The organism is Chitinophaga sp. RCC_12, from assembly GCF_041360695.1.
Classification (GTDB): Bacteria; Bacteroidota; Bacteroidia; order Chitinophagales; family Chitinophagaceae; genus Chitinophaga.
Genome location: NZ_JBFUPS010000004.1, coordinates 589,852 through 604,716, shown reverse-complemented (window position 1 = coordinate 604,716; position 14,865 = coordinate 589,852). Strand labels below are relative to the sequence as shown.

Genomic DNA, 14,865 nt, shown 5'->3' with positions numbered 1-14,865 from the left:
CATGAAATGGCTATTAACACTGGTGGGCGGCATTATAATGCTGCTGACAGCGGCTTTCCTGTTCATCAAACAAGGGCAGGAAACCGCGCCGCTTAATGAGCGTACGCGTAAATCTGCCCCGGGGCAGTTTATACGCCTGGCACAGGGAAATGTACATTATAGCCTGGCTGGCCCCGACACTGCCCGGCTGCTGGTATTAATCCACGGAGGCGGCTGCAGCGGCATGGAGGTATGGAAATACAATATTCCCTATCTCCTGTCCAAAGGTTACCGGGTGCTTTCATATGATCTTTACGGCAGGGGCTATTCCGACAGGCCGGAAACGGCCTATGATCTCGGCCTGTACAGGGAGCAACTGATCGCTTTATTGGATAGACTGCAGCTCCGTCAGCCATTTGATATGATCGCTATGTCCATGGGAGCGCCTATAGGATTGGACTATGCGGCCAGTCACCCCGAACGGGTGAAACAGATTATATTGCTCGGACCGGCTGCCAGCGGAGATCTTCAACCCAGCAAACTGCTGCGCATCCCGGTTGTAAGAGACGTTTTAATGAGTGGCTACTGGTATCCCCGTTCGGTGGAGAATCAGCGGAAAGAGTTCGTGAATCAGCCACTGTTCAACAACTACGCAGAACGGTTAAAATATTTTATGAATTTCAGGGGTTATAAGCGTATCACGCTATCGTCCTGGATGCATATGCTGAATCAGAGCCAGCTTTATTTGCTGGAAAAAATATCCGCCGGAAAAATGTTACTCATCTATGGTAAGCAAGACCCCTTTTTCCCAAAAGAGAAATTAAGTTCTTATACTGCTTTATACCCAACTTTAGAAGTACATGAAGTAGACAGCGCCGGGCACATGCCCCATTACGAACAACCACAGAAAGTGAATGAAATGATGTGGAAGTATCTCGAAGAAAAAAAGTAATGCCCGGTGAAAAAATAAAACAGCCGCCCGGATAACCAGGGCGGCTGTTTTATTATCGCCTGTTGCGGAATAGTACGGCTTAGTTTGTTCTATAGCCGGTGGTCAGCAATGCTGAACCTGATTTAGGCTGATAGAAATTGTTGGTATCCACACCAGCTGCTGCTACTGATACAAATTTGGAATTGGCTTCTGTGCCTGTTCCTTCTATAACAGAGCCGCCATTTTCAGTGTATATGTAAGCGTTAGGCGCAATAGTACCGCCACTTACACGTGGTTGAATGAACGCGTTATCTTTCACGATCTGCGCGGCAGTCATACCGAAATAACCGTTAATACGGAGAGACACGCCACCTGTTCTTGCAATGGTGTTATTGGTGATCTGAACCACTGCCTTGTCAGTTCCTCTCAGGCTCACCCCATCTCCCTGGTTATCTCTTAACAGGTTATTACGGATAATGTGCGTTGCGCCATTTTCACCGGACCCGTAAAACTGGATCAGTTCACCCCATCCATCGTGCACATAGTTATCGTGGACGTTGGTATTGGTGGTACGGCCACCAATCAGGATGCCGCCGTTATGACCTGAATTATGCTGACCGCCCCAGCTGGTAACGGTGTTGCCATATATTTCCAGCTTGTCGATGGCCGCAGTCTGGATACCATCTGCTCCCCCATTTGAAACGGAATTATTATAGATCTTTACATTACGCCATTTAATGGGCTGTACATACTGCTGGCCGCTGGTAAACCCTGACGGATCACCATAGTAAGGTGCATTGGCAGTGAGGTTCCAGTAAAGGGCGGTGTGACCAATATAAAATGCTTCGTTGTTGGTACCGCTGATCGCCACGTCGTGGATAAGCAGGTTGTCCATGTAAGAGTTAGGATACTGGGTGCTTAAGTCGCCCTTTACCGGGTCGGTTTTAGCCCATATACCTGTACCGCCGTTATGTATGGTAACATTGGCGATTTCAAAATTATCGGTATGCTGGCTCAGCGTAAAGTCGAAATACGCTTCCTTGCCTGCCTGGGTGCTTCCTTCTACTACAAATTCGGATTTTGATTTTTCACCACCTGCTTTCACATAATGGCAGTTCACGAAACTGATGGCTGTAGCCCAGGAACCACCGCTCCAGGATGGATTACCTATTTTAACTACGGTGCCGCTGGCATTTTTAACAATGATAGGGCTGCCTGACGCGCCTTTCAGGTTGTTAAAAACGACGGCAGAAAATGTTCCTTTCAGATTCAGAATTTCCCCTGCTTTGTAGATGCTTCCATCCACTACTAACCTGCCATCCTTGTCGGGAACAAGTGTGTATTGCTTCCCGCCCACAGTAGGCTTAACGGCTGTTTCAGCTGGATTGTTTTCTGGTAATACCTGGCTTAGTTGATCCTTGTTGCAACTTTCTGTTGTGATCGCTAAAGCCAGGGCAAAGGATACGAATGTAAACATAGACAATCGTGCGGTGATGTAGTGCCTCATGGTTTTTCAGATATTATATGGTTTCAATAAAAAGCTCACAATTACCCATCTGGTAAATTGCAAATTGATTCAAGTGATATGGATTCGGTCATTCAATAAATAATGCACTGCATACAATTGTCTCCGGAAACAATTTAACGGTCCATTTTAATTTATGGCTGCGAATATCCAGATTTTTGGATATAAAACAGCATCTTAACGGACGTCCTCCGCGAAATATTATACGCCAGAAACAGGGCTATATGAGTTATAACGGATTTCTGGAAAACCACTGAAGTCCTTATGCATTTATTCCGAAATAGACCAAGCCCATAATGCGCTTGCCAGTCCTGAAACGCAGGCCAATCAATAATATTACTATTAAATATACTATAATTTTAACAGTAATATGTAACTTTTTTTGAACTTTTTTTTAATAAAATTGAAAAACTTTTCCCACATCAGGGGAATGCGAAAAAATGAAGCACGAATGAATAAAAAGGTACAAGGCTCTAAACAAAAAAGCCGTCTCAAAAGTTGAAACGGCCCTTTTGTAATTATATATGCTTCCGGAGTGATTACAAGCCGAAAGCTGCTTTTACTTTATCAACATAATCCAGCTTCTCCCAGGTAAACAGCTCAACTTCCACACTTTTCTCGTGTTTCTTGCCTTTGTTGAATACCTTGGTCACCACCTTAGGTTCGCGACCCATGTGGCCATAGGCGGCGGTTTCGCTGTAAATAGGATTGCGCAGTTTCAATCTTTGTTCGATCGCATAAGGGCGCAGGTCAAAGATTTCTTCAATCTTTTTAGCGATTTCGCCATCGTTCAGTTTCACTTTGGAGGTACCGTTGGTATTCACATAAATACCGCAGGGCTTAGCAACGCCGATGGCGTAGGATACCTGTACCAGTATTTCGTCGCATACACCTGCAGCCACCATGTTCTTGGCGATATGACGGGTTGCATAAGCAGCGGAACGGTCTACCTTGGAAGGATCTTTACCGGAGAAAGCGCCACCACCGTGAGCACCTTTACCACCGTAGGTATCTACAATGATCTTACGGCCGGTTAAGCCGGTATCACCGTGAGGACCGCCGATTACAAATTTACCGGTTGGGTTGATATGGTGATTGATATCGAAACCTTCAAACAGTTTTTGTAATTCCGGTTTCAGCTGTGCCTTTACGCGGGGGATCAGGATTTTGATCATATCTTCCTTGATCTTTGCCAGCATTTTCTCATCTTCATCAAAATCGTCGTGCTGGGTAGAAATCACGATAGAATCAATTCTTACCGGTTTATTATCATCAGAATATTCGATAGTTACCTGGGATTTGGCATCCGGACGCAGGTACTTGATTTCTTTATTTTCACGACGGAGAACAGCAAGTTCCAGCAACAGTTTATGTGCCAGATCGAGGGCCAGCGGCATGTAGTTATCGGTTTCGCGGGTAGCATAACCGAACATCATACCCTGATCTCCTGCACCTTGTTCTTCGGGAGATTTACGATCTACGCCCTGGTTGATATCCGGAGATTGCTCATGTATAGCAGATAGAATTCCACAGGAATTCGCTTCAAACATGTACTCACTCTTGGTATAACCAATTTTACGGATTACTTCTCTTGCAATATCCTGCACATCAAGGTATGCCTCTGATTTCACCTCACCTGCCAAAACAACCTGGCCGGTAGTTACAAGCGTTTCACAAGCTACTTTAGATTTTGCGTCGTATGCCAGAAAGTTGTCGATCAAAGCGTCAGAGATCTGATCAGCTACTTTATCAGGATGTCCTTCTGAAACGGATTCAGATGTAAATAAATAAGGCATAAAAAACTGGGATTAGTAGTTTTATGGTTTAGTGTAAATAATTCTGAGCTTGATATTATACTGTGACAGGTTACTACCACCCACTTTCACACGATTCATATCCATGTATAAAGGCGAATATCCTTCGAGCCTGAAACCCTTATTGAGGTCCAGTTTCCTGATAAACCGCTGCATGGTATTGGCGAGATTAAAGGTGTATTGAACAACCTGTACGCCTCCAAAGTTGGTAATTACCTGGCGGGTGCCGCCAAAATAGGCTGCGCCTCCGTTTGTATAATAATCTGCGGGGATCTTGGTGGTATCACCGTTTGTATACTGTCGTAAAGATAAGCTTCCTGGTTCAATAAATATATTATTCATATCACTTGGACCGGAAGTTATTTGTGTAATTACCAGTTCAGCTTTATTGATCAGTACATTCGGGAAGTTTTCCAGTCCGGGTATAGTCAGATTCGTAAACAGGCCCGGTGCGGCGTTCAGGAACAGGATACTGTCCCCGTTGGGGTTGTTGGTATTGATAAACCTCGATGCCTGAGAACCATTGTAATTACGGGTAAAGTAATTGGCATGGGCGCTGGCATACTGGTCAAACGCCATAGTGGCCCGAAGCGAATCATCTGTAGTGTTTTTATAGAATACCGTCAGCTTGGTGTTGCTATTGCTCAGGTTCAGATAGATCATGTTCCTGTTAGTACCCAGATTGGTATCCGGTACAATAGCGAAACCTTTCAGGTAAGCACGGAAAGAGGAATCTGTGGCAAAAGCGCCATCCGACTTCTGGCTCAGCAACTGATTACCGAAGGCAGTGCTCAGTTTAATACGCAGCTGGGCAGTTTCTTTGGTGCCGTAAATGCTTACGGAGTCGCGGAGCGACAGTGGCGTAACGGTAGCTGTACCCAGTAACTCTCCGGGGTTATAAGCCAGTGCTTTGTTATAAGCGTAGTTGGAGTCGATCGTAAATCCCGGTTCGGCCATCCGGTACACCCGGAAGGTTTGAGGCGACGAAGAATCACCGGTATAGCCGGTATAGGCCAGCGACAACACAACAGAATCCAGTGTTTGCCCGGTACCTTCAAAGGTAAAGGCACTTTTGGGCAATGATACCTGCGTGTATACGAAAGCGTGAGTTCTGCCAAAAACAGGATCAGTGGTAACAGATCCCAGGATTTTGTTATAAGCGTTTTGTCCGTTTAAAATGGAGGAGTCATACCGGAGTATGTTGTTGGCAATAATACCTGTGAGCGTTGTGTCCTGTGCATTCACAAAATCACCGGGAGGGATTAAGCCACTTCCCAGGATAGTGGATTTGTTACAACCGGTTGCTCCGTACAGCAGAGTAATATAGATAGCTAAGAAGCTAAGGTTCCTGAAATTGATCTTCACGCGTTATGTTGTTAGTGAGTATTGGTTTTACTGCCCGAACATGCTTTTAATACGCTTTAAATACGCTTCAACCACGCTTTAAAGGTGGACTTGATGGCTATTTACCCAGCAATTGGTTATACAATTGAAGGTAATCGCCCAGATCATCGTTGTCTTTTTTGAACGGCAGAATGATCTTTCCTTTTTCCGCTTTCACTTCATCCACTACTTTCTTTTCCAGTTTATCACCGGCCAGTACAACCGCGTCCGCGTATTTTGCTGCTCCCCTGTTCAGTGCAGTGTTGGTACCTTCCTTAAACAGTTCCATATCTTTTTCCTTGATCTGGTTACTGATGGTGGCTTTCTTAACAAAGGTAGTGCCTAACTTTTCCTTGAACGTATTGGGGGTCAGCGAATATATGATCTTTGAATTGGCAAAGACCGGCTCTTTTTTATAAGCCGTTTTCAGATACATAGGTATCAGAGAGGTCATCCAGCCACTGCAATGAATGATGTCAGGAGGCCATCCGAACTTTTTGACAGTTTCCAGGGCTCCTTTGCAGAAGAAGACAGCTCTCGCCGCGTTGTCGTCGAAAAACTCTTCGTTTTCATCGGCAAACACCGTTTTGCGCTTAAAATAATCTTCATTATCCAGGAAGTAAACCTGCAACCGGGCGTTTGGAAGCGAAGCCACCTTGATAATCAACGGGTAATCATCCCCGTCAATCACAATGTTGATCCCCGACAATCTTACGACTTCGTGCAAACGATGTCTTCTCTCATTAATAATTCCAAATCTAGGCATGATCACTCTCACTTCCAGGCCAGCCTCATTGGACTTAATTGCCATTTTATTGACCATTGCCGCGTAATCACTCAATTCCAGGTACGGCGACATCTCTTGGGCAATAAAAAGAATTCTTTTCTTTGTGGACATTTAACGCTGATTATTAATGCAGTAATTTTTAATTTGGCTTGCAAAATTACGGATTTTTTACGGAATATTGGTCAATCTGTCAGTTTTAACATCCTTTTAAGCAATGATTTATGTATCTATTTAAGCGCAGCACGGACCTGAAGAAGCACCTGGACCTGGTAAGAAAAAGTAACAAAAGCATTGGTTTTGTGCCCACTATGGGAGCCCTGCATGCCGGTCACCTGTCACTTATTCAGGCTGCCAGGCAAGAAAATGATGTGGTCGTTTGCAGCATCTTTGTCAATCCAACTCAGTTTAATGATCCAAAAGATTTTGAAAAATATCCCATCACTATAGAGGAGGATATCAAAAAATTAAATAATGTATCGACAGATATACTTTTTTTACCATCCGTGGAAGAAATGTATCCGGAAGGCCTGGAAAGTGATCTGCATTATGACTTCGGCGACCTGGAAACTATCCTTGAAGGCAAATTCCGCCCGGGGCATTTTCAGGGCGTGGGTCGTATTGTTCACAAGTTACTGGATATTGTGCAACCTGACCAGCTTTTTATGGGACAAAAAGATCTGCAGCAATGCCTGATCGTCCGCCGGCTCCTCGTGATTACCCATTCCCCGGTAAAACTGGTGGTATGTCCAACGGAAAGGGAAAAAGACGGTTTGGCCATGAGCAGTCGCAATGCGCGCCTCTCTCCCGCCGCCCGGAAAAAGGCAGTGGGCATCTACCAGGCACTTCTTCACATAAAAAACAATTTCGGTAAAGGCCTCCACTTTATGGAAGGCGCCCATGAAGCTTTTGATGCACTCAAAACACAAGGCTTCGAGCCCGAATATGTAGATATCCTCCAGCTGGATAACGACACCCTCGTTCACCTGGATCAACCACCCGGAAACGCCACGGTAGTTGTGGCCGTTGCTGCCTGGCTGGATGGTGTAAGGCTCATCGATAATATGGTGCTGCAGGGCAGCCTCTAGCCCCATTCCGCAAGGGATGCGGCAGGCACTGCATTACTGCTGCATCCCCTGTTCGATCTTCCATATTTTTTTCCTAGCTTTGCAAACGCTCTATAGCGCTAAGCCAGTATAATTATGCAAATCGAAATTTTAAAGTGTAAGATTCACCGCGCGGTTGTTACGGAAGCCAATCTGCAATATGTTGGAAGTATTACGATTGACGAAGACCTGATGGACGCCGCTGGTTTAATCGAATATGAAAAAGTGCAGGTATTAAACGTAAATAACGGAGAACGCCTGGAAACCTATGTGATCAAAGGAAAACGTGGCTCCGGTGTGATCTGCATGAATGGCCCCGCTGCCCGTCTTGTTGCCCCCGGTGATATTGTAATTATTATCTCCTACGCCACTATGGATTTTGAAGAAGCTAAAAAATATACGCCTATCGCCATTTTCCCCAAGGAAGGAAATAAACTGTAAGCCCGTATCTGTACCTGTTTTTAATTAACGCCCTAAACAACTTTGGATGATGCCCAAAATGCTTAAGAACGTCATTAAGTTTATTTGCTTTTTCGGCATTGGGGTGCTGTTGATATGGCTTTTTACCAAAGATATCACCACGGCACAGTGGGAACAGATCAATACTGCCTTTCGTAAAGCCAATTACTGGCTGCTGATCCCCACCATGACCATCGGTATTGCCAGTCACTGGTTCAGGGCCATAAGATGGAAACTGCTGATGAAACCACTGGGGCATCAACCCACTACCCTGAACACCTTTTTTGCGGTGATGGTAGGCTACCTGGCCAACCTCGCTGTACCCCGCCTGGGAGAAGTGACCCGCTGCGGGATACTGGCGCAATATGAAAAAGTGCCTGCCGATAAGCTCGTAGGCACCATGATCGCAGAACGCGCGGTAGACATGGTTTGCCTGCTCCTGCTGATGGCCCTCACGGTATTGACCCAACTGGACGTTCTCGGCTCCTATGTCAATGAATCGATCTTTGTTCCATTATCCAATAAAATAGCGCATGCCAATGGCATACAGCTGCTCATAGGCATTTTAATCCTCGCCGGTATAGTGCTGCTGTTACTCTGGCTGCTGAAAAGGTTTGCCCGCTCCAAAGTAGCCATCACTATTAAAACTCTCGCCAGAGGCATCATGGAAGGCATTCTTTCTATCGGCAAAATGGAAAAGAAAGGCTGGTTCCTGTTACATACGGTGTTGATCTGGTCCTGCTACCTGTCGCAGGTATACATCGGCTTCTTCTGCCTGAAAGAAACCAGCCACCTGGGTATCAGCGCCGCTCTCGCGGTACTGATGATCGGTAGTGTAGGCATGATCGTTACCCCCGGCGGTATCGGCGCCTACCAGCCCCTGGTACAGAAATCGCTGGAACTGTATGGCATTCCGTTGGCCATCGGCTTCGCCTTTGGCTGGATCATCTGGGTGGCGCAAACGGTGCTCGTGATCCTGCTCGGCTTTATTAGCCTGGTGGCGTTGCCTGTTTACAACAAAAAGCGCGGGTAGAGCGGAGGGATCGCCTTCGGCGATTTTAAATTGTCTTGGCTCAGGATTACGCTGATTATACTGATTTCACTGATTTGATTATGTTGGATTTTTATTCTTTTAGATTTTATAAAGGATTAAGGGAGATAGAAGCGGATATTCGCTATTATCTCCCTTAATCCTTTATAAAATCCAAAAGTAAAAATCCAGTTAATCCGCAAAATCAGCGTAATCCTGGGCCAAGACAAAATCCGCATCGCCGAAGGCGATCATCTCCCCGATTTTCTTTAACTTTAATTTAATACTTCAATTAAAGCGAAAGCCGTATCATCGTGGTTTAGACGATGTGATTTTTTTGAATGTAAATAAGTTCGTATGCGTTTGCCGAATGGTGAGAACCTTGATATTATGACAATGCCCGATGTAACAGCACAAAAGAAAACAACCAAGAAGGCCCCTGCAGAGAAGAAAAAAATGATTGCCAGGGATATCAGCTGGCTCTCTTTTAATGCCAGGGTTTTACAGGAAGCAGCCGATAAAACCGTTCCACTCCATGAGCGTATCCGCTTCTTAGGCATCTTTTCCAATAACCTCGATGAATTTTTCAGGGTCCGGGTAGCCACCCTTAAACGCATGATGTTTTTCGGCAAAGCCGGTAAAATGCATCTGGAAGAAAATCCGGATAAAATACTGGACGAAATACAAATCCGTGTAATTGAGCAACAACGCGAGTTTGACCTGGTATGGAAAGATATTGCGGAAGAACTGGAAGCCCAGCACATCTTCCTGCGAACAGAAAAACAACTCAACCGCGAGCAACAGAAATTTGTACTCAACTACTTCAACGAACAGGTACGCACCAACATCATTCCCCTGATGATTGAAAGCATACAACACTTCCCTATCCTGCGCGATAAATCTATTTACCTGGCTATTGTACTGGCCCGACAGGATAATTCCGTACGACAAAAATTTGCACTCATAGAAATACCTACCACGGTACTTCCCCGCTTTATTATCCTGCCCTCCAAACCCGGAGAACATGATATCATCCTGCTGGAAGACCTGGTGCGCTTCTGCTTACCCAATATCTTTTCCTATTTCGGTTACGATAAATTCTCCGCACACATTATTAAAGTAACACGCGATGCGGAACTGGATATTGATAACGATATCTCCGACAGCCTTATTCACCAGATTGAAAAAGGCCTGAAAGACCGCCGCAAAGGCAAGCCGGTAAGGTTTGTATATGACAAGGACATAGACCCGCTGCTGCTGGAATATCTCATGCGCAGACAAGGCCTTTCCGGAAAGGATAACCTGATCCCCGGCGCACGTATCCATAACTTCAAAGACTTTATGGATTTCCCGGAATCCATCTTCCCCCCTCATTTACACCGTAAAACCTTCACCCATCCGCTGTTCCTCAATGCGCCCAGCGTAATGCATGTAATACAACAGCAGGATGTAATGCTGCACTTCCCCTATCACTCGTTTGATACCATCATCGACCTGTTAAGGGAAGCGGCAATAGATCCGAACGTATCTTCTATAAAAATAACTGCGTACAGGCTTGCCCGTAATTCCAAAATAGTGAATGCGCTGGTGAATGCCGTACGTAATGGTAAACAGGTAACCGTGGTGCTGGAGCTGCGCGCCCGCTTTGACGAAGCCGCCAACCTCGACTGGAAATCGCGGTTGGAAGAGGAAGGCGTGAAAGTATTACTGGGTATACCAAATATGAAGATCCACGCCAAACTGTGCGTCATCAAAAAACGGATCGGCACTAAAACGCTGCAGTGCGGCTTTGTAAGCACCGGTAACCTCAATGAAAAAACGGCAAGGGTTTACGGTGATCACTGCCTGCTCACCACCAACCGCGCTATCATTGCCGATATGAACCGTATCTTTTCCTACCTGGAAAACACCCGTCATGATATCAAAATACTGGAGGGCTGCAAAACCCTGCCGGTTAGTCCGTTTAACATGCGCGATACCTTCCTTCGCCTGATGGACCGTGAAATCAAGAATGCAAAACACAAAAAGAAAGCGGCTATTACTGTTAAAATGAACTCGCTTTCTGATGCAGCGCTTATTGCCAAGCTGTATGAAGCCGCCAAAGCCGGTGTGGACGTGAAGATGGTGATAAGAGGTATCTGCTGTGCCTATACGGAAAATAAAAAATGGAAAAAGAATATCACCGCGGTAAGCATCGTGGATGAATACCTGGAACATGCACGCGTATTTATTTTTCACCACGGCGGCCAGGAAAAGGTATACATTGCTTCCTGCGACTGGATGATACGTAATCTCGATCATCGCGTGGAAGCGGCTGCACCTATAACGGACCCGGCTATACGCAAAGAACTGATCGATATTATGAATATTCAGCTGAGCGGCAATGTGAAGGCCCGTATACTGGATAACGAGCAGAAAAATGAATATAAGAAAGCCGGTGATAAAAAGATCCGTACACAAATGGAGATCTATAAATACCTGCACGAAAAACAATACCATTAACTCTAAAAAGTTATACTTTTGCCCTTTGATCTAAAGACTGACAGATGAAATTAGCTGCGATTGATATAGGCTCCAATGCTGCCAGACTGCTCATCTCTGAGGCATCGCCCAATGCTGCCGGCGTAATGGACTTTACCAAACTAAACCTGGTAAGAGTACCGCTACGGCTGGGCTTTGATGTATTTAACCACCATGTTATTTCAGACAAAAAGGCGGCACACCTTATTGATACCATCCGGGCCTATAAGCTGCTGCTGGACGTGTACGAGGTGAAATACCTCAAAGCATGCGCTACCTCTGCCATGCGCGATGCCAGCAACGGCACGGACATCCTCCAGCAGGTAAAAGCACAAACCGGCATTGATATCCGGATCATTACCGGTCAGGAAGAAGCTTCTTTTATCTACGAAAACCATGTGGCGGAAAACATGGATAAAACAAAGTCGTACCTCTACATCGATGTAGGCGGCGGCAGCACGGAAATCACCCTTTTCAGCGCAGGCAAACAGATCTTCAAGGAGTCCTTTAATATTGGCACTATCCGCCTGCTGCAGCAACAGGTTACCGAAGCGCACTGGCAGCAACTGAAAGATTTCCTGAAACATCAGCTCAAAGGCATCGGCGCCGTGATTGCGATTGGTTCCGGCGGCAACATCAATAAAATATTCTCTCTCTCCAAACGAAAAGAAGGCAAACCCCTTTCACTGGATACGCTGAAAGACTATTACAAGGAGTTCAGCGCCTTCACCGTGGAAGAACGTATTCACCTGTACGGACTGCGGGAAGACCGCGCCGACGTGATTGTTCCAGCCCTGCAGATCTATGTTAACATCATGCGCTGGGCAGATACCCCGGAGATATATGTACCCAAGATCGGGCTGGCAGATGGTCTTATCCATGCCCTCTATGAGGAAATCGCAGTGAGTTCCTGATCCCCGGCCGTACATAAAAAACATTTCCTTTTATCTTTTTATATTACCACCTTTGCGGTTATTGCTAACAGCTAAATGCTAAAAGCTCACTGCTTATGTCTGTGAATAAAGAAATAAAGCGTGTCACTACGCATATACTGCAGAAGATGAAAGTAGACGGGGAAAAGATCTCCATGCTTACTGCGTATGATTATTCCATGGCCCGCATTTTTGATGATGCCGGCATTGATATCCTGCTGGTGGGAGATTCCGCATCCAATGTAATGGCCGGTCATGAAACCACCCTCCCCATTACGCTGGACCAGATGATCTATCATGCCGCTTCGGTGGTCAGGGCAATTAAACGCTGCTTTGTGATCGTGGATCTGCCCTTCGGTACCTACCAGGGGAACTCCAAAGAAGCCCTGGGATCTGCCATCCGTATTATGAAAGAAACAGGCGCCCATGGTATTAAAATTGAAGGTGGCGAAGAAATCATTGAATCTGTAAAACGTATTATCTCCGCCGGTGTGCCGGTCATGGGGCACCTCGGACTTACGCCGCAGTCGATTTATAAGTTTGGAACCTACGCCGTACGCGCCACAGAAGAAGCAGAAGCCAATAAGCTGATCAAGGACGCGAAACTGTTACAGGAAGCCGGCTGCTTTGCCATTGTACTGGAAAAAATTCCGGCATCACTGGCGAAGATCGTCGCCGAAAGCGTGGAAATTCCCATCATCGGCATCGGTGCAGGCAGGTATGTAGACGGACAGGTACTGGTCATGCACGATATGCTTGGCATTAATAAGGAGTTCAAACCACGTTTCCTCCGTCGTTACCTCGACCTTTACAACCAGATCTTTGGCGCCACCCAGGCATACATCAATGATGTAAAATCCAAAGATTTCCCGAATGAAAATGAACAGTACTGATCAGTATTGATTAAATAATAAGCATGACGGATTTGTAGAGAGATTAATATCTCCATACAAATTCGTCATTTGCATTTAATATAAATTCCCTATATTCGCTTCGCACTTTATAAGTTGAATGAACTACCTGTTAAACATACAGCTTTCTCTACTCTCCTATCTGCGGAGCACCTGCTCCCATGTGCCATAGGTAGCACTTCCCTTCTTTTTCTTTCCTGTAGGCCGTTTAGCGGCTTGTAATGCTATTGTATCTGCCATACTGACTTTCATCACGACAGATGATTTGCATTGGTTTGTTTTTAACCAATCCGCAAATGCCCAGGTTCGTGTATAACAGTAACGTATATACGTAGCTGAGGGAAGCGTCATTTATTATTATTTATCCGGGAGCAACACCTGCTTCCCTCTTCACTATAATTCCAAACAGATTATGAAACGTGTAATGATTATTGGCGCCGGTAAGATCGGCGAAACCGCTGCCTTCTTATTGCAACAGTCCGGCGACTATGAAGTAACGCTGGCCGACAGCAACGACGCCCTGTTGCAGAAATGCACCGACACTGCGATCCACAAAACAGTGCTGGACGTAAACAACGCCACCTCGCTCCAGGATGCATTGCAGGACCAGGACATGGTGCTGAGCGCCTGCCCCTTTTTCCTCAACGTAAAAATTGCTACCGCAGCAGCTAAAGCCAACACCCACTATTTTGATTTAACTGAAGATGTAGCTACTACCAACGCGATCCGCGAAATAGCGGCGCAGGCCAATGTTAGCTTCATGCCACAATGCGGACTGGCGCCTGGTTTCATCAGCATTGCCGCCCATGATATTGCCAAACAGTTTGATTCGCTGGACGCGGTACGGCTGCGTGTAGGCGCCCTGCCACAGTTTCCTACCAACAGTCTCATGTATAACCTTACCTGGAGCACCGACGGGCTGATCAACGAGTACTGCAATCCCTGCGATGCCATTTACGAAGGCGAACGCAAAGAAGTAATGCCGATGGAAGGCTACGAGCGCTTCGCCCTCGATGGTGTGGAATATGAGGCGTTTAATACCTCCGGCGGACTCGGAGCACTCGCTGAAATCCTGGACCATAAAGTGTACAACCTGGACTATAAAACGGTACGTTATCCCGGCCACTGCCACCTGATGAAAATCCTTTTAAATGAGCTGAAACTCAATAAAAAAAGAGAAATGCTGAAGGAGATTATGGAAGATAGCATACCTTTCACCCAGCAGGATGTAGTATTGGTTTTTGTGTCTGTATCCGGAATGGTGAACGGCCGCTCTGTGCAACGCTCCTATTCCCGTAAGATCTACAACCAGGCGGTAGCCGGCAGGGACTTTACCGCCATACAACTCACCACTGCGGGCGCTGCCTGTGCAGTAATAGACCTGCATGCAAAAGGACTGCTACCGGCGAATGGCTTTCTGCGCCAGGAAGATGTAGCATTTACTGACCTGATCAACAACCGCTTTGCGGTATATTATAACTAGCCCTAAAA

At 46.0% G+C, this 14,865-nt stretch carries 12 protein-coding genes; 8 read left to right on the top strand and 4 right to left on the bottom strand.

The genetic code is table 11. From position 1 onward, the window contains the following. The first annotated feature begins 1 nt into the window (after nt 1). Nucleotides 2-931 carry an alpha/beta fold hydrolase gene (locus AB6805_RS15575; RefSeq protein WP_370910348.1) on the top strand — a complete coding sequence of 310 codons (930 nt, stop codon included), beginning with the start codon at nt 2-4 and terminating at the stop codon, nt 929-931. A 79-nt stretch (nt 932-1,010) separates the two neighbouring features. Here the strand turns inward: AB6805_RS15575 and AB6805_RS15570 are convergent, their stop codons facing one another. The 4 genes from AB6805_RS15570 to AB6805_RS15555 all read right to left on the bottom strand — a co-directional run bounded on the left by AB6805_RS15570 (nt 1,011) and on the right by AB6805_RS15555 (nt 6,530). Further along, on the bottom strand, nt 1,011-2,417 hold the full coding sequence (locus tag AB6805_RS15570) for a right-handed parallel beta-helix repeat-containing protein (protein WP_370910347.1): 1,407 nt from the start codon (nt 2,415-2,417) through the stop codon (nt 1,011-1,013). 557 nt (nt 2,418-2,974) lie between these two features. Next, nucleotides 2,975-4,231: a methionine adenosyltransferase gene (gene metK / locus AB6805_RS15565; protein ID WP_370910346.1), complete on the bottom strand. Its 1,257-nt coding sequence runs from the start codon at nt 4,229-4,231 to the stop codon at nt 2,975-2,977. 21 nt (nt 4,232-4,252) lie between these two features. After that, the gene (locus AB6805_RS15560; protein ID WP_370910345.1) at nt 4,253-5,614 is read right to left on the bottom strand and encodes a DUF4270 family protein; all 1,362 of its coding nucleotides are present in this window, start codon (nt 5,612-5,614) and stop codon (nt 4,253-4,255) included. 97 nt (nt 5,615-5,711) lie between these two features. Next, nucleotides 5,712-6,530 (bottom strand): glycogen/starch synthase, encoded by an 819-nt coding sequence (locus AB6805_RS15555; protein ID WP_079467430.1) that lies wholly within the window; start codon nt 6,528-6,530, stop codon nt 5,712-5,714. Nucleotides 6,531-6,640: 110 nt separating this feature from the next. On the opposite strand from AB6805_RS15555, the gene panC reads away from it, so the two are divergent. The 7 genes from panC (at nt 6,641) to AB6805_RS15520 (ending at nt 14,857) form a co-directional block, all read left to right on the top strand. Beyond that, on the top strand, nt 6,641-7,504 hold the full coding sequence (panC, locus tag AB6805_RS15550) for a pantoate--beta-alanine ligase (protein ID WP_370910344.1): 864 nt from the start codon (nt 6,641-6,643) through the stop codon (nt 7,502-7,504). Nucleotides 7,505-7,618: 114 nt separating this feature from the next. After that, complete coding sequence (panD, locus tag AB6805_RS15545) at nt 7,619-7,963, top strand: aspartate 1-decarboxylase (protein ID WP_133811105.1); 345 nt, start codon at nt 7,619-7,621, stop codon at nt 7,961-7,963. Nucleotides 7,964-8,012: 49 nt separating this feature from the next. Then, nucleotides 8,013-9,014: a lysylphosphatidylglycerol synthase transmembrane domain-containing protein gene (locus AB6805_RS15540; protein ID WP_370910343.1), complete on the top strand. Its 1,002-nt coding sequence runs from the start codon at nt 8,013-8,015 to the stop codon at nt 9,012-9,014. Nucleotides 9,015-9,368: 354 nt separating this feature from the next. Further along, nucleotides 9,369-11,513, top strand: a complete 2,145-nt coding sequence (ppk1, locus tag AB6805_RS15535; RefSeq protein ID WP_370910342.1) for a polyphosphate kinase 1 — start codon at nt 9,369-9,371, stop codon at nt 11,511-11,513. A gap of 44 nt (nt 11,514-11,557) precedes the next feature. Beyond that, on the top strand, nt 11,558-12,445 hold the full coding sequence (locus AB6805_RS15530) for an exopolyphosphatase (protein WP_370910341.1): 888 nt from the start codon (nt 11,558-11,560) through the stop codon (nt 12,443-12,445). 95 nt (nt 12,446-12,540) lie between these two features. Then, complete coding sequence (gene panB, locus AB6805_RS15525) at nt 12,541-13,356, top strand: 3-methyl-2-oxobutanoate hydroxymethyltransferase (RefSeq protein ID WP_370910340.1); 816 nt, start codon at nt 12,541-12,543, stop codon at nt 13,354-13,356. A gap of 430 nt (nt 13,357-13,786) precedes the next feature. Then, nucleotides 13,787-14,857 carry a saccharopine dehydrogenase C-terminal domain-containing protein gene (locus tag AB6805_RS15520; protein WP_370910339.1) on the top strand — a complete coding sequence of 357 codons (1,071 nt, stop codon included), beginning with the start codon at nt 13,787-13,789 and terminating at the stop codon, nt 14,855-14,857. The last annotated feature ends 8 nt before the right edge of the window (nt 14,858-14,865 follow it).